This window comes from Pseudomonas paraversuta (genome assembly GCF_904063065.1).
Classification (GTDB): Bacteria; Pseudomonadota; Gammaproteobacteria; order Pseudomonadales; family Pseudomonadaceae; genus Aquipseudomonas; species Aquipseudomonas paraversuta.
Genome location: NZ_CAJFCL010000014.1, coordinates 1 through 21,688, shown reverse-complemented (window position 1 = coordinate 21,688; position 21,688 = coordinate 1). Strand labels below are relative to the sequence as shown.

Here is a 21,688-nt window from a genome sequence, read left to right as displayed (position 1 = left end):
GTTCAGATGCACAGGTTTAGCATTCTTTCGCTTTGCGGTGTGTCATTGGGCCGGCGTTTGTTGACCGCCAGTTCGCCGATGTTGATCAGTCGGGAGCGGGTGATGTTGCGGCTCAGGCCCAGCAGGTTGGCGGTGTGGACCTGATTGTAGTGACAGAAGCGGTAGGCGGCGCGGAACAGAACCTCCTCGACTTTCTGGTGCAGGGCTGCGGGGTGTTCTTCAAAGAGTTGCTGAAAGGCCCGCTCCAGCAGGGCTTCGGCAGATTTGTCGGTGCCGGCGGGCTCCTCCTGGCGTTCGATGCGCATATTGGACAGGCGCAAATCGCCACTCTGGATCAGGCCATCGCGGCAGATCAACAGCGTGTGATGGATCACGTTTTCCAGCTCGCGGATGTTGCCCGGCCAGCCATAGCCCTGCAGCTTGCTTTGCGCTGCAGGACTTAGCCGTACCTCGCCGTAGCCCAGGCGTTTGCTGTAGGCCTCGATAAAGTGCCGGATCAACGGCAGGATGTCGCCGGGCCGCTCGCGCAACGGGCTCAGCTCAAGGCTTACCACGTCCAGGCGATAAAACAGGTCCTCACGAAAATGCCCGGCATTAATCGCCTTTTCCAGCTGCACGTTGGTGGCAGCCAGCACCCGCACGTCGATGGGTATGCTTTTACGCGACCCCAGGCGCACCACCTCGCGCTCCTGCAGCACCCGCAGCAGCTTGACCTGGATGGCCATCGGCAAATCACCGATTTCATCGAGGAACAGGGTGCCGCCGTCAGCTTCTTCGAACCAGCCGGCCTTGGCACTGAGCGCGCCGGTGAAGGCGCCTTTCTCGTGCCCAAACAGCTCCGCTTCCACCAGTGACTCCGAAAACGCGCCGCAGTTGACCGCAATGAACGGCCGGTTACGGCGAGCGCTCAGGTTGTGAAGATGGCGGGCGACCAGTTCTTTGCCGGTTCCGGTTTCACCAATGATCAGTACGCTGGCTTCGCTGGGGGCGACCTGCTGCAAATGGGCCAGCAACGCTCTGGATTTCGGGTCTTCGAATACTTGCGCGGTGGCGCGGATCGACGTTGCCAGGGCGGGTGAGGGCGGTAGCGTCAAAAGCTGCATAGGCTTCTCTAGGAATAGAAAGTGGGAGTAGGCAGGTTCTGGTTCAGTGCCCAGTCGCCCAATTCTTGAAGCTTGTAATCCAGCGGATCGTGCAGGCTTTGGGTACGCAGGTTGCGCCAGTGCCGGTCCAGACCTACAGCGGCGTGGGTGGCGCGGGCGCCGGTGACTTCAAAAACCTTGCTGCACAGCTCCAGCCCGTGGCGGTGGGCGGCGACTTTGGCGGTGGCGATGGCCACGGCCACCTGTCCTCGCTCCTGTTCGCTGAGCCTGGGACCCTTGGCCCAGGCCTTGTCCAGTTGCGCGGCGGCGTGCTCGACCAGCAGCCGGGCACTTTCCAGGCCCACCCAGAAATCGCCGTAGTGCCCCAGTACATAGGGGTCCTGATGGTTTTGCGCGGCGCCGGATTTAAACCAGGGGCGGGTTTCACCGAGGGTGTACTGGCGTGCCTCTTCGAACGCGCCCTGAGCGATGCCGAGAAAAATGTTGGCGAAATGCAGCTGTGCAATCAGAGGCCGCAGGCAGGCGAACGGGGTGCTCAAAGGTCCCGGATCGAGCAGCAAGTCCGACTCTTCGACCCGTACCCGCTCGAAGGTGGCACTGCCACTGTCGGTCTGGCGCTGGCCCATGTTGTCCCAGTCGCCATGCAAGGTAATGCCGGTACGTGCGCTGGGAATGGCGGCGATCAACAGCTTGCCACCGGCGGCCTCATCCACCGCCGAGGCGATCAGCATCTGCGAGTCGCTGGCGCCGGAGCAGAAACTTTTTTTACCGGAGAATTCGCGCCAGCTGCCGAAATTGCGCACGGTGGTGCGGGTGTCCAGCGGGTTGAGGGCGTTGCCCCAAAACCAGTTCTGGCGGGCGGTCAGTTCGAACCAGGGCTGCCATTGCTCGGGGCGTGCGAACAGCCGGACAGTGGCCAACATCAAGTGATGAAAGCCCAATACGTGGGCAATGGAACTGTCGACCCGGGCGAACTCGCGCACCACCTCAAAGGTATCGCTCCAGCTGGCGCCGAGGCCGCCGAACTGGCGGGGAATACTCATGGCCAGCAGGCCGCTGGCGCGCAGGGCATCCCGTTGCGCAATGGGCGTACCGCCACGCTCGTCGCGTTCGACCGCGCTGTGGGCGAACTCGCTGGCCAGCGCCCGGGCGGTGTGCAGCGGGGTAAGTGCTGCGTCTTGTAGATGGGCTGTCACGGGTTATGGCCTCCATTCAAAAAATCCTGCCGCTGTGCCGCTGTGCCCCTGTGTTTCTGTAGGAGCGAGCTTGCTCGCGAGCCGTTTGGGGCGGTTTTATATCTGCGGCGCTGTTGTGAAGAGCTCGCGAGGCAAGCTCGCTCCTACACAGCAAGCTCGCTCCTACAGTTGGTTCGATACAGGGCAGGCCTCAGGCTTTGGCCGGCAGGACGTCGTTGGCGATCATTTCGCCAAAGGGGCCGGTCAGGTTGGTGATGCCGCGTCCAGCCAGGCTGGCATACGGCTCGGGCAACAAGGGGAATACCAGCTCGGCAAAGCGGTAGGCCTCTTCCAGATGCGGATAGCCGGAGAAGATGAAGCTCTCGATCCCAAGGTCGGCGTACTCCTTGATCCGCGCTGCCACCTGTTGCGGGTTGCCCACCAGTGCAGTACCGGCGCCACCGCGCACCAGGCCGACACCGGCCCACAGGTTGGGGGCGATTTGCAGGTTGTCGCGACGGCCGTCATGCAGCGCGGCCATACGCCGCTGGCCTTCAGAATCAAAGCGCGAGAAGGACTTCTGGGCGGCGGCAATGGTCTCGTCGCTGATGTGTTCGATCAGTTTGTCAGCCGCTGCCCAGGCTTGCTGTTCGGTCTCGCGCACGATGACATGCAGGCGGATACCGAAGCGCAGGGTACGGCCCTGGCGGGCAGCACGCTGGCGTACATCGGCCAGTTTTTCGGCCACGGCCGCCGGTGGTTCGCCCCAGGTCAGGTACACGTCGACCTGTTCGGCAGCCAGTTCGTGGGCGACTTCGGAAGAGCCGCCGAAATACAGCGGCGGATAGGGTTTCTGTACGGGCGGGTAGAGCGCCTTGGCGTTCTGTACGCGCAGGTGCTTGCCTTCGAAATCCACAGCTTCGCCTTGCAGGACCCTGCGCCAGATTTTCAGGAATTCGTCGGTGACTTCATAGCGCTCGCTGTGATCGAGGAAGCTGCCGTCGCCACGGTTTTCATCCGGGTCGCCGCCAGTCACCACATTGATCAGCAGACGCCCGCCGGACAGTCGGTCCAGGGTTGCGGCCATGCGTGCCGAGACCGTCGGCGAAATAATTCCCGGGCGGATGGCCACCAGATAACGTAAACGCTCGGTCAGCGGCACCAGTGCCGAGGCGATCACCCACGAGTCTTCGCACGAGCGGCCGGTGGGGATCAGCACCCCGTGGTAGCCCAGATCGTCGGCCGCCTGGGCCACCTGTTTCAGGTAGTTGAGGGTGACCGGGCGGGCGCCCTGGGTGGTACCCAGGTAATGGCCGTCGCCGTGGGTGGGAAGAAACCAGAACACATCCATGACAGAGTCCTTAAGCGATTTTCAGCAGGTTCCTGGCAGACACGCCGAACAACGGCGCGGCACGTTCTGCAGCAAGGCGGATGCGAGTCTTCAAGGGCTCACTGGTTATCTGGTAATTGGCAAAATCGGATTCGACGGCATACACCCCGATCGGCAGGGTCAGTGCCTGAAAGAAACCGAACAGCGGCCGCAGCTGGTGTTCGAGCACCAGGGCATGGCGCTCACTGCCGCCGGTGGCGGCCAGCAACACCGGGGTATCGATCAGGCCGTTGATATCCACCAGATCGAACAGGTGCTTGAGCAGCCCCGGGTAGGAGCCGCGATAGACCGGTGTCGCAACAATCAGCAGGTCGGCGTTCTCGATGGCCCGGATCTGTGCTTCGACCTCGGGGCCAAGCTCCTGGCGTGACAGGGCGCCGCCCAATTGCCGGGCGATATCGCCCAGCTCAATCAAGTGACTTTCGAGGGTAAGCCGGGTTTTCAGTTCGTCGAGAATCGCCTCGGCCAGCACCAGGGTGCGTGAAGGGCTGAATGCTCCCCCGGAAACGACGACGACTTGCAGCGCTTGAGACATGGTTGATCCTTGGCTGTTGGGCAGCGGACTGTGGACAGGTAATACCCTTGAGCAAACTCCGTACCAACAGACAAAGCCCCTGAATGCGGGGGTTGGCGCATCGGCTGCTGTTTTTGGGGCAGGTGTTTGCTGATCCACTGTTGGCTGGGCAACAGTTCCTGCAGGCTCGACGGCTGGATCCGGACATAAACATTGGCCATAACTATCCCCTTTTGGCCTGCCTCCCACTGTGATGCGCCAGGGTTGTCGGCAAGAATCAAAAGCACCCGCCCTCTAACAAGAAAGTTTGCCGAGCTTGCCCTTGGCCATTTGCAGGCCGCTGCCGTGTACAGAACATAAAAAATATCGATCTCACGCCGACTTCGGGGAACACACGCATGCACACAATCAAACGCTTACTGGGCCTTACCGTCTGCGGACTGACCCTGCTGGCCAGTGCCGTACAGGCCGAACAGCGCGAATTGCGGGTGTACAACTGGGCAGACTACATCCTGCCTTCGGTGCCCAAGGACTTCGCCAAACAAACCGGGATCAAGGTGATCTGGGACACCTTTGATACCAACGAATCCCTGGAGGCCAAGCTGCTGACCGGCAACTCGGGGTATGACCTGGTGGTGCCGTCGAACCAGTTTCTCGATACCCAGATCAAGGCCGGGGTATTCCAGAAACTGGACAAAGCCAAACTGCCCAACTGGCAGCATCAAGACCCGGCCTTGCTCAAGCTGTTGCAGACCAACGACCCCGGCAACCAGTACGCGGTGCCCTACATGTACGGCACGGTGCTGATCGGTTTCAACCCGGCCAAGGTCAAGGCCGCGCTGGGCGACAATGCACCGGTGGACAGCTGGGACCTGGTGTTCAAACCCGAGAACATGGAAAAACTGAAATCCTGCGGCGTGGCCATGCTCGACTCGCCTTCCGAGATCCTGCCGCTGGCCCTGCACTATCTGGGTCTGGACCCGAACAGCCAGAACCCGGCCGACTATGAAAAAGCCAAGGAACTGATGTTGAAGGTTCGTCCTTACATCACCTATTTCAACTCGGCCAAATACATGACCGACATTGCCAACGGTGACATCTGCGTGGCCATCGGTTATTCCGGCAGCTTCTACCAGTTCGGCAACCGGGCCAAAGAGTCGGGCAACGGTGTGGTGGTTGACTGGCGTCTGCCCAAGGAAGGCGCGCCCATCTGGTTCGATACCTTTGCCATTCCGAAAAGCGCGAAAAATGTCGCCGAGGCCCATGAATTCCTCAACAACTTGCTGGAGCCCAAGGTCATTGCCCCGATCAGCGATTTTCTCGGTTATCCCAATGCCAACAAAGACTCGCTGCCCTTGATCAGCAAGGACATTACCGGCAACCCCAACCTGACCCCGACCAGCGAAGCCCTGAACAACCTGTATGTGGTGCAGCCGCTGCCCCAGAAGCTCGAGCGTGTACGCACCCGGGCCTGGACCAGCATCAAGTCGGACAAGTAAAGGATTGATCCATACCCTCTTTGGGGTAGTGAATGGGGGGTATCGTCAAGTGTTGCCCGGATTTCTACACTGGGCGCACTTTACTGACCACAACGAGAGCAGAACGATGCGTATCCGTGAGCTTGGCATAACCATTGGTTCGGGCACCCCGGGCCTCTATAACGCAATCACCGATGTTGCGGGTGTGCGGGTCGGGCATCACACGCTGAATGTAGAAACCGCCGAAGCTTCCATCCATACCGGTGTCACGGTCATTGAGCCGCGGGCCGGCGCGGCGCATTTGCAGCCGTGTTTTGCCGGGGTCCATGTGTTGAACGGCAACGGTGACGCAACCGGTCTGGAGTGGATTCGCGAAGCCGGTTTACTGACCACGCCCATCGCCTATACCAACACCCACAGTGTCGGTGTAGTGCGCGATGCGCTGGTGGCCGCAGAACGTGAAATGGGCAAGAAGCACACCTATTGGTGCATGCCTGTGGTACTGGAAACCTACGATGGCACCTTGAATGACATCTGGGGCCAGCACGTGCGCCCCGAGCATGTGCAACTGGCGCTGCTGGATGCAAGGTCCGGCCCTGTCCAGGAGGGCAATGTGGGTGGTGGCACGGGCATGATTTGCCATGAATTCAAGGGTGGCATCGGCACCGCTTCGCGGGTGCTGAGCACTGAGCAGGGCGGCTGGACCGTTGGCGCTCTGGTGCAGGCCAACTACGGCGTACGAGAAGCGCTGCGGGTGGCGGGGTATCCGGTCGGCAAGGTACTGAATGATGTGCCGTCGCCGTTCAGGAGCGAGATCAATGTCGGCGAGCCGGGCATGGGTTCCATCGTGATTACCATTGCTACCGATGCACCTTTGTTGCCGCATCAATGCACCCGGCTTGCGCAGCGGGCCAGTGTTGGTCTTGCACGTGTTGGAGGGGGCACTGAGGATTCCAGTGGCGATATCTTCATTGCCTTTTCGGTGGGCAACAGCAGTTTGCCGGCGGCTGATTTTGGTCATCCGGGGGCGCCGACCACCGAGTTGCAGATGGTCAATAACGATTACATCTCGCCGTTGTTCGTGGCTGCCGCGGACGCGGTAGAAGAGGCCATTCTCAATGCCATGCTGGCTGCCAGTGACCTCAAGGGTTGCGCCAGCCAGGTGTTTTCCCTCAAGCCAGAGCGCCTGCTTAGCGCCCTGGCCAAAGTAGGCTGGCAACCCTGAGCCCACAGTAGTGATGGTTCGCTGGCCGGGTGGGTGGGCAGGTGGGCAGATGGACCTGTAGGAGCGAGCTTGCTCGCGATGGCAGCGGTGGGGTGTATCAGGAAAATCCCGGTGTAAGCATCGCTGGCAAGCCAGCTCCCACAGAAATGAGGTTCACTGGCCGGGTGGGTGGGCAGGTGGGCAGGTGCACCTGTAGGAGCGAGCTTGCTCGCGATGGCAGCGGTGGGGTGTATCAGGAAAATCCCGGTGTATGCATCGCTGGCAAGCCAGCTCCCACAGAAATGATGGTGCACTGGCCGGGTGGGTGGGCAGGTGGGCAGGTGCACCTGTAGGAGCGAGCTTGCTCGCGATGGCAGCGGTGCGGTGTACCAGGTAAACCCCGGTGTATGCATCGCTGGCAAGCCAGCTCCCACGGAGGCGGGTCAGAGGTTCGGCAGCTGGCCGACGCGCGCCATCATTTCGGTCACGATCTGCAGGTCCAGCATGAACTGGTTCACTGTCTTGAACTCGTTATCGTTGTGACCGGTGTATTTGACCCCGGGCATCGCCAGGCCGAATTGCACGCCATTGGGCAGTTCATGCACCGAAGTCGCACCCGAGGAGGCGCCGAACTTGTGTTCCATGCCCAGGTTTTCAGTGGCCACCGCCAGCAGCGCCTTGACCCACTCGCCTTCAGGGTTGCGGTACATCGGCTCGGCAATGGAGGTCTCCAGGGTCAACGGGATATGGTTGTTCTTGCTCCACTGCGTCAGTTTTTCGGTGATTTCGGCTTTCAGCGCTTCCGGGGATTCACCCTTGGGCACGCGCAGGTTGACCGCCAGTTTGAAGTTGTTGTCGTCCATCCCGACATAGGTCAGGGAAGTGGTCAGCGGCCCCATGAAATCATCGGCAAAACCTATCCCCAACTTGCCGCCCAGATAGTCCAGGCCCCAGTTGTCGGCTGCATAACGGGCCGCATCGGTGATGTGGTTGTGCTTGAGCGCTACCTGACCTTCGAGGCTGTTGATGAAGTCCAGCATCCGCGCCACCGGGTTTACCCCGGAGTCGGGTTTGGAGGAGTGGGCGGATACGCCGGTCACGGTCAGCACCACGTCCTTGCCAACCACTTTGGCGCTCACTTCGAAGTTCTCACCATTGCGTCTGGCATATTCAATGCCGACTTTTTGCAGGCTGGCGGCCAGCTCGGCAGGCTTGTCAGTGACAAAAGTGGCGACTGATGTCGACGGGATCTGGTTGGTGGCCAGGCCGCCGGTCAGCGAAGTGATTTCTGCACCCTGGCCTTCTGCTTTACGCCGTGCAAAGTTGGCCATCACCGTGCCGTAGCCTTTTTCGGCAATGACCACCGGGTAGCCGCCATCCAGTGCCAGGTTGTAGTTGGGCGTCGGGTTGTGTTCGAAGTAATACGGAATGGCGTCGCCACTGGTTTCCTCGGTGGTGTCCACCAGCAGCTTGAAATTGCGCGCCAGTGGCAGGTTTTCTTCCTTGATCACCTTCATCGCGTACAGCGTGACCACGATGCCGTTCTTGTCATCTTCGGTGCCGCGGCCGTACATGCGGTCGCCGATCAGGGTGACCTTGAACGGGTCAAGCCGGGTGCCGTCTTTCAGTACCCAGTTTTCCGGGCTCACCGGTACTACGTCGGCATGGGCGTGGATGCCCACCACTTCATCGCCTTTGCCTTCCAGGGAGATCTCGTAGACCCGGCCATCGACGTTGCGATAGTTCAGATTGAAGGCCTTGGCCAGGTCTCTGATCTTGTCGCCGATCTTGATGAATTCAGGGTTCTTGTACGATGGCACGCCTTCCACGTTGACGGTGGGGATGGCCACCAGCTCGATCAGGGTCTGGGTGGCCGCGCTGCCGTACTTGATCCGCGTGTACAGGCCCAGCAGGCGATAGATCTCGTTCTGCTGCTCGGCGGACAGGGTTTTGTTGTCGAGAAAAGCATTGATCGCAGGGCCCAGGTCATCGGTTTTAGCCAGATCGCTCTTGGCCAGGCTGGTCAGGAACTGCCTGAAATCCGTTACCGATTTATCGCTGAAGGACTTGAGGATGAGCTCGCTCTGCTGCGGGGTGATATTGGCCATAGCAGCCGGGGTGAACGCTGTGAGGCTGGCCATCATCAGGGTTGCGGCGGCCAGTTGCTTGAGTGAGAAATCCATTGAGCAGGGCATTCCTTTGCAGGTGGTTGAGGGTGAATAGCGGATGAATGTAACAAAACATTATCGAAAATGGGTCAAAAACAGCCCCCTTTATTTCACCCTCGCACCTACACCGATTGCTGGGCTTGCAGGAACAGTGAAAACAGTTCCGACTGGGACTTGATTCCCAGCTTGCTGTACATGTGTTTGCGATGCACTTTTACGGTTTCGGCCGAGATTGCCAGTTTGCGGGCGATTTCCTTGTTCGAGCAGCCGCTGAGCAATAGCCGGCCCACTTCCATCTCCCGTGCGGTGAGGGGCGAACTCAACTGTGCAGTGGCCGCCTCCAGGCGAGCCTGCCAGTTGGGCGTCAGTTCTGGCGCTTCCCCGGGATCGCGTTCAAACAGCAGGCGTTGGCGCATCAGCGCCGCGACCCACGGCTGGACCAGTCCCAGCAGGGCGGTCTGTTCCAGGCTGAACCGGCACTGGCTGCCCAGGGACAGGCTGAGGGTGCGTTCATTGTCGAGTTGCACGTTGATATGCACCTCGTCGGTCACGATATTCAGACGGAAATAACGCTGGTAGTAATCGGTCTGTTCAAAGCATTCGGGAGCCACGTCCTGCAGCTGGAACAACCCGCTCTGGGGCGCTTCGCGGTTGGCGATATAGAACGGGTCCAGCAGGTACAGGCCCTTGAGGTAGTCCTGGAACAGCGGGTCCACGGCGCCGTCGGCACCGGGGGACTCGGCCAGTACCTGGGGCTTGCCGGCGCCGTAAATCAGCACCACCCAGTTGTCCACGGGCAGGTAGCGGCCGAGCAAGCGCACCAGCGCGGTCCAGAAATTGGGGCGATCGAGGGTTTCAATCACCCGGCCCATGGCGTCATGCCAGGCCACATCCTGCAATGTCAGACTCATCTTTGTACCCAGAGGGGGTTACCCCATCGATGTCATTTATTGGCGCGATGCCGCGTTCCATACTCGGTTCATCCCCCGTGCAAGGATCTGAGATGAAGATTGAACTGATGCAACTGGCAGGCCGTGACGGCGACACCGCTTATAACCTGACGCGTACCCTCAATGCCATCGCCACTTGTGAGGCCGGCACCGATTTGCTGGTGTTCCCCGAGACTCATCTGAGCGGCTTTGTCGGCGCCGATGAGCTGGCCCGCGTCGCCGAACCTGTGCATGGCCCGGCCCTGCAAAGGGTGTTGCAGGCCGTGCGCGAGCGGGATGTTTCGGTTGTGCTGGGCATGGCTGAACAGCACAACGGCACCTACTACAACACCTCGGTTCTGGTGACCCCCGAGGGCATAGCGCTGGCTTATCGCAAGACCCACCTGTGGCCAACCGAGCGCGGTGATTTTTGCCCCGGCGATCGTTTCAGCACGGTGCCATGGCGCGGGATTCGAGTGGGTTTGCTGATCTGTTATGACATCGAGTTCCCCGAAACCAGCCGTGCGCTGGCGCAACTGGGCGCTGATCTGATTATCGTCACCAACGGCAATATGGACCCCTACGGTGCGGTGCATCGTACCGCCATCATGGCTCGGGCCCAGGAGAACCAGATCTTTGCCGTGATGGTCAATCGCGTCGGGGCAGGGGATGACGGCCTGGTATTTGCCGGTGGCAGTACAGTGGTTGACCCCCATGGCCAGGTGGTCTTTGAGGCCGGACGCGAAGAAGTGCGACAGGTGGTGGAGCTGGACCTGAATCTGCTCAGGTTCGCCCGCCGTGATTACGACTATCTCAAGGACCGCCGTGTGCTGCTTGCCGGCGAACAGATCGTCCACCCAGATGGCCGCCGCGAGCTGCTGACCGGAGTTGCACAATGAAAAGTCAACGCAGTGTCAACTGGGCCCTGGCCACCTTGTTGAGTGTCGGTCTGGCCCAGGTGCAGGCGGCGGATTCTCAGGTGCATATCTACAACTGGTATGACTTTATTGCCCCGGATGCGACGAAGAATTTCCAGGCTGAAACCGGCATCAGCTCGGTGTATGACGTGTACGACAGCAGTGATGTGATGCAGAGCAAGCTCATGGTGGGAGGCAGCGGGTACGACGTGGTGGTCGCCAGCAACGATGTGCTGCCTAATTTGATAAAAGCCGGGGTGCTGAAGGAGCTCGATCGCTCGCAGTTACCCAACCTGCCACACCTTGACCCGGCCATTCTGGCGAAAATGCAAAACAATGATCCCGGTAATCGCTATGCGGTGCCTTATCTGTGGGGCACCACGGGCATTGGTTACGACGCGGACAAGGTCAGGGCGACTCTCGGTCCTGATGCTGCGGTGGATTCCTGGGACCTGATCTTCAAGGAAGAAAACATCAGCAAACTGAGCCAGTGCGGCGTGGCCATGCTTGATGCCCCGGGCGATATTATCTCCATTGCCCTGCATTACCTTGGCCTGCCGCAAAACAGCAGCAACCCCCAGGATTACCAAAAGGCCGAGGCATTGCTGCTCAAGGTGCGGCCGTATATCCGTTACTTTGACTCGTCGAGGTTCATCACCGATCTGGCCAATGGCAATGTCTGCGTGGTGGTGGGCTGGGCAGGCGGGGTGCAGGACGCGAAAACGGCGTCGCTGGCGGCTGGCAATGGTCGCACCATTGGCTACAGCATCCCCCGTGAAGGGGCACCGATCTGGATCGAGAACCTGGTGTTGCTCAATGATGCACCGAACCCGCAACAGGGGTTGGCGTTTATCAATTACATGCTGCGCCCCGAAGTGATTGCCCGTACCTCTAACCACCTCAAATACCCCAATGGCAACCAGGACGCCAGGGAGCTGGTGGACAAAGTCATTCGCGATGACACTGATATTTACCCGACCGAGGCAGTGATGGCGACCCTGTTCCCGCTTCAGCCCATGGCACTCAAACTGGAGCGGATACGCACCCGGTTGTGGAGCAAGGTCAAAAGCGGGACCTGAGCCCCCGATACCCGGGGGCTGCTGCGCAGTCCAGCGCAGCTTCGTGCCTGGTCGGCGACTAGGCGCTGGCCGTGCGAGGGGCCACCTGTCGGGCCCCGGGCATCGCCGGCAGCACGGCTTCCTGCAGAATGCGCGCCGCAGGATGCTCGAAGCGCATCCCCGGCGTTACTTCGCGGTCTTCCACCAGGTTGCCGTCGGCCAGCACCACCACCCGCTGGCAAAAACGCCGGACCAGGCTCAGGTCATGAGTAATCAGCAAGAACCCTGTCCCGGATTCACGTCGCACCTCTGCGAGCAAATCAAGAATCTGCACCTGCAATACCCGGTCAAGGTTGGACAGGGCTTCGTCAAGAATGATCAGTTGCGGGCCAACCGCCATGGCTCTGGCGATCCCGGCCCTTTGCAGCTGCCCGCCGCTGAGTTGCGCCGGCAGTTTGTCGATGTCGGCCGGTTCGAGTTTGACCTGCTGCAACAGTTGTTCAACCCGGGCCTGGCACGCCTCGCGGTGCATGCCCGCAAGGTGGCGCAACGGCTCGGCAATGCTCCAGCCAATGCTGCGCTGGGGGTTGAAAGCACTGAGGGCATCCTGAAACACCATCTGCACCCGCTGCAAAAACTCCGGATGGGTGCCCTGCAACGCCTGGCCATTGAAGTGGATGCTGCCCTGGTCGGGCGTTTCCAGGCCCATCAACAGGCGGGCGAGGGTGCTTTTACCGCTGCCGCTGCCCCCCAGCAGGCCAAGGTTCTGGCCCTCGGGCAGGTCCAGATTCAGTTCGCTGAGCACCTGCACCCGATGCCGTTTGCTGAACATTGCGCCAGCGGTATAGCCGTGGCTGAGGTTGCGTATCTGGAATAAATTCATGCCGGGCAGCTCTCCATCGTTAACGAGTGATGCGCCGCAAGCAGGGTGCGCGCCTCCTGGCTCTGCGGGGCATGGAACAGGCTATGCACATCGGCCTGCTCGACGATCCGGCCGTGGGCCATGACCGTGACCTGATCGGCGCAGCGGGCCACGACGCCCATGTCATGGGTGATCAGCAGTACCCCGAGATTACGGTGCACCATCAGTCGTTCAAGCAGGTCGAGAAAGCGCGCCTGGGCCACCACGTCGAGATCGCTGGTGGGCTCGTCAGCCAGCAAGAATCGGCTGTCGGCAAGCAGGGCCAGGGCAATCATCATCCGTTGCAGCATGCCGCCGCTGAGCTGGAAGGCAAATGAATCGAGCACCCGCTGGCCGTCAAACAGGCCGACTTCAAGCAGGGTGGCGTGGATCAGTTGCTCGGCGTCGACGCCCCGTATGCCTCGCGCCTGCAGGGTTTCCAAGGCGTGCTGGCGCAGTGAACGGACAGGGTTGAAAGCACTGCGCGGGTTTTGCAGTACCAGTGCCACTTCGCGCCCGCGCAGGCTGGCGGCCGCAACTGCCTGCCCGTCCAGCAACAGGCTGGCGCCGCTGCTGTGCACCCCGGGCGGCAACAGGTCGAGGATGCCCAGGCAGGTCAGGGATTTCCCCGAACCGCTGGCCCCCACCAGTGCATGCACCTCGCCGGCCTTGAGGGTCAGCTCGACACTCTCGACCAGGGTGCGTTGCCGGTGCTTGAGGGTCAGGCCGCTGATTTTCAGGGTATGTTTCATTCCTTGATCTCCGCCAGCACGCTGGGGTCAAGCCGGTCGCGCAAGGCGTCGCCCAGCAGGTTGAAGGCCATGACCGAGATAAAAATCATCAGCCCCGGCCACAGCAATAGTTGCGGCTGGGTCCAGATAAATTCCTTGGCGTCGTTGATCATCACGCCCCATTCGGGAGTCGGCGGGCTCACGCCCAGACCCAGGAACGACAGGCCCGAGACGTGCAGCATCATGTGGCCGATATCCATCGAGGCCAGCACCAGCAACTGTCCCACCACATTGGGCATCACGTGCTGGCGCAGACGGGTCAGGCGCGAGGCCCCGGCCAGCCGTGAGGCGAGCACATAGTCGCGGTTGCGCTGGGCCAGCACCATGCCGCGCACCATGCGTGCGTACCAGGCCCAGTGGGACAGGGCGATGGCGATGATGACGTTGGTCAGGCCGGTGCCCAGCAGCGCAATCAGGAAGAACGCCAGGACCAGGGTCGGGAAGGTCAGGAACATGTCGCACAGGCGCATCAGAAACATGTCGACCTTGCCGCCAACGATCCCGGCGATCCCGCCAATGACCACGCCCATGATCAGCACCAGGGCCAGCACCAGCACCACGCTGCCCAGGGACAACTGGGTGCCGACGATCAAGCGCGAAAGCACGTCGCGCCCAAGGTGATCGGTACCCAGCCAGTGGCTGGCGCTGGCGGGCAGCAGGCGATCATCCAGACTCACCAGGGTCGCGTCGTAAGGCGCAAGCCAGGGCCCGAACAGTGCCATCAACAGCAACAGGCCGACCAGCAGATAGCCGACCCGCATCCCGTGTTTTTTACCCGGCAAGGCCATGGTTGAGGTGCTCATGCCATCACCCCCGACAGACGCGTGCGCGGATCGAGCCAGGCGTAGCAGATGTCCACCACCAGGTTGCACAGCACCAGCAGGGTGGTGAGCAACAGGGTGAAGCACTGCATCACCGGGAAGTCGCGGTTGAGCACGGCACTGACCGCAAAGCGCCCGACGCCGGGCCAGGCGAAGATGGTTTCGATCACTAATGCACCCCCCAGCAGTTCGCCGATATGCATGCCGGTGGCGGTCACCAGCGGCATCCAGGCGTTGCGCAGGATGTGATCACGCCACACCCGCCGTTCGCTCAGGCCACGGGCCCGGGCGTAGAACACATGCCGCTGCTGGCGCACATCCAGCAGGCTGGCGCGCAGCAGGCGGGCGTTGATCGACATCGACATCAGCGCGATGGCCAGTACCGGCATCAGCAAGTGCTGCGGCCCGCCACGCCCCATCGGCGGCAACCAGCCCAGCCACAGGGAGAACAGGGCGATCAGCAAAAAGGCCAGCCAGAAGTTGGGCATCGACACACCGATAAAGGTGATGAAACGCACCACCTGATCCGGCCAGCGGCCTTTCCAGCGCGCGGCGGCCAGGCCCAGCGGGATGCTCATGAGCAGAGTGGTGAGCAGGGCCAGGCCACCCAGTTGCAGAGTGGCCGGCAGGTAATACAGCAGGTCGTCCAGCACCGGGCGGCCGGTGATGTAGGAGGTGCCGAAGTCCAGGTGCAGGGCATTCCACAGCCAGCTGATGTACTGCTCGGGCAGCGGGCGATCCAGCCCCAAAGCCTGGCGTGCCTCTGCCAGTGCGGTGTCGGTCGGCGGGATCTGCGACAGGCGCAGGTAATCCAGGGCCGGGTCGCCATTGCCCAGGTGCAGGAGGATGAACACGATCAGCGACACCCCCAGCAGCACCGGGATCAGCAGTACCAGACGCAAAATGATATAGCGCAGCATGGCTCAGGGCTTCCCGGTGGCTGGGTGCATGACTTCGAACGGCACGTCGAACAGCGTGCTGCCGAACTGGACGTTAGCCACATTGTTGCGGCTGACACTGATGGCGGTCAGATAGGAAATCGGCAAATACACCGCCTGATCGTGCAGGGTGGTGAGGATTTCGCGGTAGCCTTCGGCGCGCTGTTGCTCATCGGTCTGGCCCAGGACTTCGGCGATCCTGGCGTCGATGGCATCCTTCATCGGCAGGCCGCGCTGGGCCATATAGTCGGCGTGCCCGGCATAGCGCATGGAGCTGACAAAGGAGTGCGGGTCGTAAGGCGCGCCCCAGGTGTCGGCGAAAATCATGCCGAAGCGGCCTTCACGCTGGCGCTGCACCAGCGCGCCGTCTTCCTCGGCCCGCAGCTTGACCTCGATTCCGACCTTGGCCAGCTCGCCCTGGATGATTTCGGCCAGGCTTTTTTGCAGGGCGCTGGTGCCCAGAAACACCAGTTCGATGCTCAGGGGCTGACCGTCCTTCTCAAGGATGCCCTTGCCCGACTGGGCTTTCCAGCCGGCGGCCTGCAGGGTTTGGCGCGCTTGCTGCGGGTCGTAGGGCGCGGCCTTGAGGCCCAGATCGGTGTACGGCATGTTGTTGGAAAACAGGGCGTCGGCACGGGGTTCCAGACCATGCAGGACCTTGGCGATGATGGTGTCCTTGTCCACGGCCTGATTGATCGCCTGGCGCACCGCCAGTTCGTTGGTGGGGGCCAGGCCGGTGTTCATCGCCACCGAACGGGTAGCCAGGGGCGCGGAAATGGCGGTGTTGAAACCTGAGTCGCGCAGGCGCACAAAGGTCCCGGGGGAGATTTCACCCTCGGCGCCCTGAATCAGATCCAGCTCCCCGGTCTGCAAGGCAATGGCGCGGCTGTCGGGGTCGGAGATGACCTTCACCAGCACTGAGCCGTAAGCCGGTCTGGCCCCCCAATAGCGTTCGTTGCGCTCGAAGCGGTCGTATTCGCCGCGTCGGGTTTGCGCCAGGATCCAGGGCCCGGTGCCCACCGGTGCACCCGGTTTGGCGTGTGGTGCGCCGAAGCGCAGCGGGCGCACTTGCGCCAGTTCCATCAGGGTCGGGTAGTAAGGGTGTTTCAGCTTGAGCACCAGGGTGTGCTCGTCCGGTGCTTCAACACCCTCCAGGGTGGAGACCAGTTCCATCCACTGATGGCGTTTGCTGTTGGCCAGTACGGCGTCCAGACTGGCTTTGGCGGCGGCCGCATTGAACGGGCTGCCATCGCTGAAGGTCACCGCGTCACGCAGGGTAAAGGTGTAGGTTTTGCCGTCCGGCGAGATTGTCCATTGGGTGGCGAGCCAGGGTTCCAGCGTGCCCTTGTCGGTGTACCGCACCAGGGGCTCATAGACCATGGCCTGGGCGTACATCTGGTTTGGCGAGTAACCCCGGGGGTCAAGCGGCCCGGCATTGGTCGGCCACGAATAGGTGAGGGTGGGGGCCGGGTCGGCGGCGTGGGCTGCGATCAGGCCCATACTCAGGCAGACTCCGGACATCCATAAGGCAAGTTGTTTTTTCATCCTTGACTGCTCCACACTGCGTCTCCCTCAGGTTGATGGCCGCTGGCCTGTCCACTCATTGGGTATGAAGTCTATGTCAAAAGATCATAACTGCGAGGCCGATTAGATGCAGAGGGTCACAATCACGCTGGACGATGCCTTGCTGACTGCGATTGACCAGCGGGTTGGCACCCACGGTTATCAGGGACGCTCCGAAGCCATTCGCGATTTATTGCGCGCCGGTTTGCTGGAACCGCAAAACCGCAACCCGCAGGAGCCCTGCGTGGCCACCTTGAGCTATGTCTACGATCATGGCACCCGGGAGTTGTCCAAGCGTTTGAACACCGCCTTCCATGAGCACCATGACCTGACCCTCTCGACCCTGCATGTGCATCTGGATCAGGGCAAGTGCATGGAAGTGTCGGTGCTCAAGGGCAGCATTGGCGAAGTTTCGGAACTGGCGCGCCACGTCATGGCCGAACGCGGGGTGCGGCATGGCAGCGCGCAGATCATTCCGTTGGGTGATATCGAAGGTGATCAGGCCTGACGCTTGCTGCGCATCAGGCTGACCTGTTGTTCAAAGACTTCATACGACCAGCGCTTGTTCAGGGCCTCAAGCATCAACTGCTGCCCGGTCTGCGGTGCCAGGCCGTGAAGCGGCGGGTCGGTGTCCAGGTTGGTGGGGAATGCATAGCCGTCAGCGACCGCAGCAATCACTGCCGCCAGATCCCGGGCGTCCAGTTCATCCTGTTGCAGCCCCTTGAGCAGCGCCGGATAGAGCGCCAGCATCATGCTTTCGCGGTCCAGGCTTTCCATGGGCTTGCCGAACGCCGAACTGATTTGCAGCAGATTGGCCATGCGCTGGCAGTTCGCGGTGTGGTTGCTGCCGGCGGCGTGAAACAGCGCCGGGTTGAAAAAAAGCATATCGCCCTTGCTCAGCGCCAGTTGCACCGCGTGCTGGTTGAAGTAGTCGATAAATGCCTCGTCCCGCCATGCCAGATACCCCAAGTCATATTGCTGGGAAAACGGCAGCAACAGGGTCGGCCCGGTTTCCAGCGGCATGTCGGTGTGGGCGATGGCGCCCTGCAAGGTCAGATACTGCGACAGCACATGCAGTGGCAACGGGTACCTTTGCACCTCGTCCACCGACTGAAAACCCAGGTGATAATCTCGGTGGGGCTGCTGCGCCTGGCCGCCGGGATGCACCACGTTGACCTGGGCCGTGATCTGAAAATGCGGCCCCAGCCACGCCTCGGCAATCAGCCCGATCAGAGGGTTGGCGTAGTACTCGATAAACGACTCGGGTGAATACAGCGCCGCCTTTTGTAGGGAGTTCCATATGCGGCCGTTGCTCCCTGCTTTGGCGAAATGATCGGCACCGGTTGCAGCCTGTGCCTGGCGGGCAAGAATCGCTTCGAATACCCGGCTATGGCGATCGACCACTTGCAGATCGCCATAGGCCTGGCGCACCACCAGCACCCCGGGGCCATGGCGCAACAAATGGTGCAGCTGGTTCATCAGCGGTAGCGGGTCGTCATGCAATGCCTTGTGTAGCGTATCGGCGTGATAGATCACCACATTGCTCTGGACCCCGGCGCAACCCGGGTAATCCGCGGCTTTGGCAGACTGCCCGCACAGCGCGGCAAAGTCACTCAGAGCCACTGCACTCTGGCGGACGAAAGCGCTGGCGCCGGTCATGCATCACCCAATGCCAAAGGTGCGTCCGGGCGCGGGGTTGAACCGTCACCACAGCCCATCACGCCTTGCTCCAGGTCAATCACCGAGCCGGTCATCATTCCGGATTCAGCGGACAGCAAAAAGGCCACGCTGCGGGCGACTTCTTCAGGCTTGAGCAGCCGGCCGAACGGCATCGACTGTTCCACTTCGGCCAGCCAGCCATCCTGTGCGCCGTGGTATTGGCGCTGGATCTGGTCTTCGTGGGGGGTGTCCATCCAGCCGATATTCAGACCGTTGACCCGGATCCGGTTGCGCAGGGTGCTGAAGGCCACGTTCCTGGTGAGGATCGCCAGTGCGCCCTTGGACGTCGAGTAAGCCGAGAGAAACGATTGGCCGCCATGGCCGCTGACGCTCTGGATATTGACGATGGCGCCTTCAACACCCTGGCGGATCATCAGCTTGATGGCTTCTTGCATAAGGAAAAACGGTGCCCGCACATTGACTGCGAAGATGCGGTCGAACAGTTCTGGCGAAGTGTCGAGAATGCTGCCTCGGTCAGACATGCCTGCGCAGTTGACCAACCCGTGCAAGGTGCCGAAATGTTTGCGTGCGGCTTCGATCACGGCGCGACAATCTTCCACACGCTCCATGTCGGCCTCGACGAAAAAGGCCTGGCAGTCCAGTTGTGCCAGCTGGCGCACCTGCTCGGCGCCTTTGTCACGGCTGCGCCCGCAAATGATCAGCCCGGCTGCACCGCGACGGGCCAGGGTATGGGCCACGGCTGCGCCGAGGCCTTGAGTACTGCCGGTAACGACAAAAAAACGGCCTGCGAACTGGGTGGAAAAATCGGCTTCAGACATGAACGTCTCCTGCGGTTTTTTATTGTTGTCGAGATCGTCGGGTGACACCTCGTGAAACCGAGACTAGCATCAGCCAAGCCTCATAACTGGCAGAAAAGACCTCATAAAAACCTCAAGAAACAGCCCGGGGATTATCATGCTCAGCCGTGCCAAGCGTTTCTCCATCAAGCAAATTGCTACCCAGGCCGGTGTCAGCAAAGCCACGGTCGACCGCGTGCTGCACCAGCGCGGCAGTTTTCATCAGCAGACTCAACGGCGTATCGAGCAGGCCCTGGGCGAGCTGGAAGCTCAGGAGAAAAGTGGCCTGGCGATGGGTCGCACTTTTCATGTCGACGTCATCCTGCACACCCCGGAGCGCTTCAGTACGGCGGTAAAAGAAGCCATATCGGCACAGCTGAGCAGCATGGCGCCGTTTCGTATTTCGCCGCGTTTTCATCTGTTCGAAGAGATCGACCCCCAGGCCATGCACGACTTGATCCGGCGCTGCGCAGAGAAGGGCAGTCAGGGGGTGGTGCTCAAGGCGGCGGATGAGCCATTGATCAACCTTGCGGTCAACCGGCTGGTGGCGGCCGGGATTCCGGTGGTGACCCTGGTCACCGATTTACCCCAGAGTGATCGCATCGCGTACGTCGGCATGGACAACCGCAACGCCGGGCAAACCGCAGCGTACTTGCTGTCACGCTGGCTGGGTACGGAGGCGCAAGAGGTGGCGGTGGTGATCAGCAGCGAACGTTTTCGCGGCGAGGAAGAACGTGAAATGGGCTTTCGCATGTGGTTGCGTGGGCGGGCGCCGCACCTGCGGGTACTGGACATCAGTGAAGGGCTCGGGGTCTACGAACCGACCTTTGCCCGCGTGACTCTGGCCCTGGAACAGCATCCGCGATTGCAGGCGGTGTACAGCGTGGGCGGTGGCAACCGGGCGATTGTCGATGCTTTCGCCGCCCTTGGACGGCCGCTGCAAGTGTTTATCGGGCATGATCTGGATGAAGAAAACCGGCAATTGCTGGCCGAAGAAAAAATCGCCGCAATCATCGATCACAACCTGCAGGTCGATGCCCGGCATGTGTTCCTGCATATCCTGCACTATCACCGGGTATGGAAAGCAGGTCCGATAAGCCCGTCACAGGTGCAGATCGTGACCCCGTTCAATTTGCCATAAGTCGTATCCGGTTGCGGCCTGGAGTGGCCGCTATATAGCGAACAACGGGCAATGTCTTTAGTGTCTAAAAAGACCAGGTCGTTTCAACAGCAGGTTTTAAACAGCAAAGCCCAATGCGAGGCATTGGGCTTTGCTGGCGGTATTGCCGGATGGAGGGGGAATAAAAACTTAATGGATCAAAAGTTGCCCCATCGAAACCCTTACAGCATTCGATTGGCCCATCCTCTGCGCATAAGTTCCCCCTGAGGGCCAAACCATTTGTAATCGTCCTCAAAATTCTTGAAACCTACTGGCCAGGTCCTGTTACCCGCAGCCCTTGATGTTTCGTAAGCCTGGTAAGTCGAGGCCTCTAGAATTCTTAATCGGGACGGGTTCTGAATACCTGTTTCAACAGCAACCTGCCAAGGATAATACTGCGGGTGATTGCCAGTAATGATTTGTCTCACTTCGTTGACATAGTTTGGGTTGTTGATAACCGGCCTCAGGTACTCGTGCTGTATTCCATCTTCCATACCTCTGGTCCCGGAAAAAGGCAGCTCTAATGGCTGGACCGCCGTGCTTGATGTCGGATTATATACGGCGGCTCTATTGGCTCTGTTGGTCTGTCCTATGTTCTGCAAGTCACCACGGGACAAGTGCGGCAAAAAGCTGTCCCGGATCGGTGTTTGTTCCAGTAAATAGGCAAAGTTCATATTTTGCATTTGCGGGGGTGGGGCGCTCGTTGCCACTCGATGAGCCCTGCCGGGAAACGCCCGGTTACCCCCCGGAGCGCCCCCTGCATGTTGCAATTTATGCTGCCAGCTGCCCACAAACTTGCCGGCCTTTTTGACCCCCTTGGCCGCAGCCCCGGCCATAGACGGGGCCGCCGAGGCCAGCCCGGTTGCCATGCCCACCCAGCCCAGAATCCGCCCGGCGTTTTCATTGCCGGTGGCCAGCAAGGCTATCGAGGCCACATCCGCTGCCAGCGACACCACACTCAAGGTCGCGGTAGTGACTGCCGTTACATAGCTGGCGGTCAGCGCCGCTGTAGGCGCGGCCAACGCACCCAGGGAGGCCACGGTGCCGATCACGGCCAGGGCGA

General features: G+C 60.8%; 20 protein-coding genes. 6 read left to right on the top strand and 14 right to left on the bottom strand.

Going from position 1 to position 21,688, the window contains the following annotated elements; translation table 11 throughout:
• Positions 1-2 precede the first annotated feature (2 nt).
• From JQ845_RS21795 to msuE, 4 genes are all read right to left on the bottom strand, one after another.
• Positions 3-1,103 (bottom strand): sigma-54 interaction domain-containing protein, encoded by a 1,101-nt coding sequence (locus JQ845_RS21795; RefSeq protein WP_160627430.1) that lies wholly within the window; start codon positions 1,101-1,103, stop codon positions 3-5.
• Between the two features lie 8 nt (positions 1,104-1,111).
• Positions 1,112-2,299 carry an acyl-CoA dehydrogenase family protein gene (locus JQ845_RS21790; RefSeq protein WP_161720217.1) on the bottom strand — a complete coding sequence of 396 codons (1,188 nt, stop codon included), beginning with the start codon at positions 2,297-2,299 and terminating at the stop codon, positions 1,112-1,114.
• A gap of 190 nt (positions 2,300-2,489) precedes the next feature.
• Positions 2,490-3,629 carry an FMNH2-dependent alkanesulfonate monooxygenase gene (gene ssuD, locus JQ845_RS21785; protein WP_203009455.1) on the bottom strand — a complete coding sequence of 380 codons (1,140 nt, stop codon included), beginning with the start codon at positions 3,627-3,629 and terminating at the stop codon, positions 2,490-2,492.
• Between the two features lie 10 nt (positions 3,630-3,639).
• The gene (msuE, locus tag JQ845_RS21780; protein ID WP_003446376.1) at positions 3,640-4,203 is read right to left on the bottom strand and encodes an FMN reductase; all 564 of its coding nucleotides are present in this window, start codon (positions 4,201-4,203) and stop codon (positions 3,640-3,642) included.
• A 377-nt stretch (positions 4,204-4,580) separates the two neighbouring features.
• On the opposite strand from msuE, the gene JQ845_RS21775 reads away from it, so the two are divergent.
• Positions 4,581-5,681: a polyamine ABC transporter substrate-binding protein gene (locus tag JQ845_RS21775; RefSeq protein ID WP_203009454.1), complete on the top strand. Its 1,101-nt coding sequence runs from the start codon at positions 4,581-4,583 to the stop codon at positions 5,679-5,681.
• A gap of 106 nt (positions 5,682-5,787) precedes the next feature.
• Positions 5,788-6,885 (top strand): DmpA family aminopeptidase, encoded by a 1,098-nt coding sequence (locus JQ845_RS21770; protein WP_202210544.1) that lies wholly within the window; start codon positions 5,788-5,790, stop codon positions 6,883-6,885.
• 422 nt (positions 6,886-7,307) lie between these two features.
• Here the strand turns inward: JQ845_RS21770 and JQ845_RS21765 are convergent, their stop codons facing one another.
• Together JQ845_RS21765 and JQ845_RS21760 are read right to left on the bottom strand one after the other, a co-directional pair.
• Complete coding sequence (locus JQ845_RS21765; protein ID WP_203009453.1) at positions 7,308-9,047, bottom strand: dipeptidase; 1,740 nt, start codon at positions 9,045-9,047, stop codon at positions 7,308-7,310.
• Positions 9,048-9,154: 107 nt separating this feature from the next.
• A complete protein-coding gene (locus JQ845_RS21760; protein ID WP_003446382.1) occupies positions 9,155-9,943 on the bottom strand; it encodes a helix-turn-helix transcriptional regulator in 789 nt (262 codons plus the stop codon).
• A gap of 92 nt (positions 9,944-10,035) precedes the next feature.
• Between JQ845_RS21760 and JQ845_RS21755 the strand changes: the two genes are divergently transcribed.
• Together JQ845_RS21755 and JQ845_RS21750 are read left to right on the top strand one after the other, a co-directional pair.
• Positions 10,036-10,860, top strand: coding sequence for a carbon-nitrogen hydrolase family protein (locus tag JQ845_RS21755; RefSeq protein WP_003446384.1), 825 nt, complete (start codon positions 10,036-10,038; stop codon positions 10,858-10,860).
• Positions 10,857-11,957 carry a polyamine ABC transporter substrate-binding protein gene (locus JQ845_RS21750; RefSeq protein ID WP_003446385.1) on the top strand — a complete coding sequence of 367 codons (1,101 nt, stop codon included), beginning with the start codon at positions 10,857-10,859 and terminating at the stop codon, positions 11,955-11,957. Before JQ845_RS21755 ends, JQ845_RS21750 begins: the two co-directional genes overlap by 4 nt.
• Before the next feature lie 58 nt (positions 11,958-12,015).
• Here JQ845_RS21750 and JQ845_RS21745 read toward each other — a convergent pair whose 3' ends face one another.
• From JQ845_RS21745 to nikA, 5 genes are read right to left on the bottom strand one after another with little or no spacing between them, the layout of a single operon-like run.
• On the bottom strand, positions 12,016-12,819 hold the full coding sequence (locus JQ845_RS21745) for an ATP-binding cassette domain-containing protein (RefSeq protein WP_161720247.1): 804 nt from the start codon (positions 12,817-12,819) through the stop codon (positions 12,016-12,018).
• Positions 12,816-13,589 (bottom strand): ATP-binding cassette domain-containing protein, encoded by a 774-nt coding sequence (locus tag JQ845_RS21740; RefSeq protein WP_160627424.1) that lies wholly within the window; start codon positions 13,587-13,589, stop codon positions 12,816-12,818. The genes JQ845_RS21745 and JQ845_RS21740 overlap by 4 nt, the downstream gene beginning before the upstream one ends.
• Positions 13,586-14,431, bottom strand: coding sequence for a nickel ABC transporter permease subunit NikC (gene nikC, locus JQ845_RS21735; protein WP_003446390.1), 846 nt, complete (start codon positions 14,429-14,431; stop codon positions 13,586-13,588). Before nikC ends, JQ845_RS21740 begins: the two co-directional genes overlap by 4 nt.
• Positions 14,428-15,369 carry a nickel ABC transporter permease subunit NikB gene (gene nikB / locus JQ845_RS21730; protein ID WP_003446393.1) on the bottom strand — a complete coding sequence of 314 codons (942 nt, stop codon included), beginning with the start codon at positions 15,367-15,369 and terminating at the stop codon, positions 14,428-14,430. The genes nikC and nikB overlap by 4 nt, the downstream gene beginning before the upstream one ends.
• 3 nt (positions 15,370-15,372) lie before the next feature.
• A complete protein-coding gene (gene nikA, locus JQ845_RS21725) occupies positions 15,373-16,932 on the bottom strand; it encodes a nickel ABC transporter substrate-binding protein (protein WP_236010229.1) in 1,560 nt (519 codons plus the stop codon).
• A 106-nt stretch (positions 16,933-17,038) separates the two neighbouring features.
• Here nikA and nikR point away from each other — a divergent pair, with 106 nt between their 5' ends.
• Complete coding sequence (gene nikR, locus JQ845_RS21720; RefSeq protein WP_010657233.1) at positions 17,039-17,458, top strand: nickel-responsive transcriptional regulator NikR; 420 nt, start codon at positions 17,039-17,041, stop codon at positions 17,456-17,458.
• On the opposite strand, the gene JQ845_RS21715 is transcribed toward nikR, so the two are convergent.
• Together JQ845_RS21715 and JQ845_RS21710 are read right to left on the bottom strand one after the other, a co-directional pair.
• Complete coding sequence (locus JQ845_RS21715) at positions 17,449-18,609, bottom strand: phytanoyl-CoA dioxygenase family protein (RefSeq protein ID WP_203009451.1); 1,161 nt, start codon at positions 18,607-18,609, stop codon at positions 17,449-17,451. The genes nikR and JQ845_RS21715 overlap by 10 nt on opposite strands.
• Positions 18,606-19,448: an SDR family oxidoreductase gene (locus JQ845_RS21710; RefSeq protein ID WP_003446400.1), complete on the bottom strand. Its 843-nt coding sequence runs from the start codon at positions 19,446-19,448 to the stop codon at positions 18,606-18,608. The genes JQ845_RS21715 and JQ845_RS21710 overlap by 4 nt, the downstream gene beginning before the upstream one ends.
• Before the next feature lie 136 nt (positions 19,449-19,584).
• Between JQ845_RS21710 and JQ845_RS21705 the strand changes: the two genes are divergently transcribed.
• Positions 19,585-20,607 (top strand): LacI family DNA-binding transcriptional regulator, encoded by a 1,023-nt coding sequence (locus JQ845_RS21705; protein ID WP_127197076.1) that lies wholly within the window; start codon positions 19,585-19,587, stop codon positions 20,605-20,607.
• 200 nt (positions 20,608-20,807) lie between these two features.
• On the opposite strand, the gene JQ845_RS21700 is transcribed toward JQ845_RS21705, so the two are convergent.
• Positions 20,808-21,688: hypothetical protein (locus JQ845_RS21700; RefSeq protein WP_203009450.1), on the bottom strand; the 881-nt coding region annotated here is incomplete at its 5' end.

Excerpts from the sequence above, each read along its gene's own strand:
- JQ845_RS21795 (WP_160627430.1), bottom strand. The coding sequence starts at position 1,103 with ATGCAGCTTTTGACGCTACCGCCCTCACCCGCCCTGGCAACGTCGATC.
- ssuD (WP_203009455.1), bottom strand. The coding sequence starts at position 3,629 with ATGGATGTGTTCTGGTTTCTTCCCACCCACGGCGACGGCCATTACCTG.
- msuE (WP_003446376.1), bottom strand. The coding sequence starts at position 4,203 with ATGTCTCAAGCGCTGCAAGTCGTCGTCGTTTCCGGGGGAGCATTCAGC.
- JQ845_RS21775 (WP_203009454.1), top strand. The coding sequence starts at position 4,581 with ATGCACACAATCAAACGCTTACTGGGCCTTACCGTCTGCGGACTGACC.
- JQ845_RS21770 (WP_202210544.1), top strand. The coding sequence starts at position 5,788 with ATGCGTATCCGTGAGCTTGGCATAACCATTGGTTCGGGCACCCCGGGC.
- JQ845_RS21765 (WP_203009453.1), bottom strand. The coding sequence starts at position 9,047 with ATGGATTTCTCACTCAAGCAACTGGCCGCCGCAACCCTGATGATGGCC.
- JQ845_RS21760 (WP_003446382.1), bottom strand. The coding sequence starts at position 9,943 with ATGAGTCTGACATTGCAGGATGTGGCCTGGCATGACGCCATGGGCCGG.
- JQ845_RS21755 (WP_003446384.1), top strand. The coding sequence starts at position 10,036 with ATGAAGATTGAACTGATGCAACTGGCAGGCCGTGACGGCGACACCGCT.
- JQ845_RS21750 (WP_003446385.1), top strand. The coding sequence starts at position 10,857 with ATGAAAAGTCAACGCAGTGTCAACTGGGCCCTGGCCACCTTGTTGAGT.
- JQ845_RS21745 (WP_161720247.1), bottom strand. The coding sequence starts at position 12,819 with ATGAATTTATTCCAGATACGCAACCTCAGCCACGGCTATACCGCTGGC.
- JQ845_RS21740 (WP_160627424.1), bottom strand. The coding sequence starts at position 13,589 with ATGAAACATACCCTGAAAATCAGCGGCCTGACCCTCAAGCACCGGCAA.
- nikC (WP_003446390.1), bottom strand. The coding sequence starts at position 14,431 with ATGAGCACCTCAACCATGGCCTTGCCGGGTAAAAAACACGGGATGCGG.
- nikB (WP_003446393.1), bottom strand. The coding sequence starts at position 15,369 with ATGCTGCGCTATATCATTTTGCGTCTGGTACTGCTGATCCCGGTGCTG.
- nikA (WP_236010229.1), bottom strand. The coding sequence starts at position 16,932 with ATGAAAAAACAACTTGCCTTATGGATGTCCGGAGTCTGCCTGAGTATG.
- nikR (WP_010657233.1), top strand. The coding sequence starts at position 17,039 with ATGCAGAGGGTCACAATCACGCTGGACGATGCCTTGCTGACTGCGATT.
- JQ845_RS21715 (WP_203009451.1), bottom strand. The coding sequence starts at position 18,609 with ATGACCGGCGCCAGCGCTTTCGTCCGCCAGAGTGCAGTGGCTCTGAGT.
- JQ845_RS21710 (WP_003446400.1), bottom strand. The coding sequence starts at position 19,448 with ATGTCTGAAGCCGATTTTTCCACCCAGTTCGCAGGCCGTTTTTTTGTC.
- JQ845_RS21705 (WP_127197076.1), top strand. The coding sequence starts at position 19,585 with ATGCTCAGCCGTGCCAAGCGTTTCTCCATCAAGCAAATTGCTACCCAG.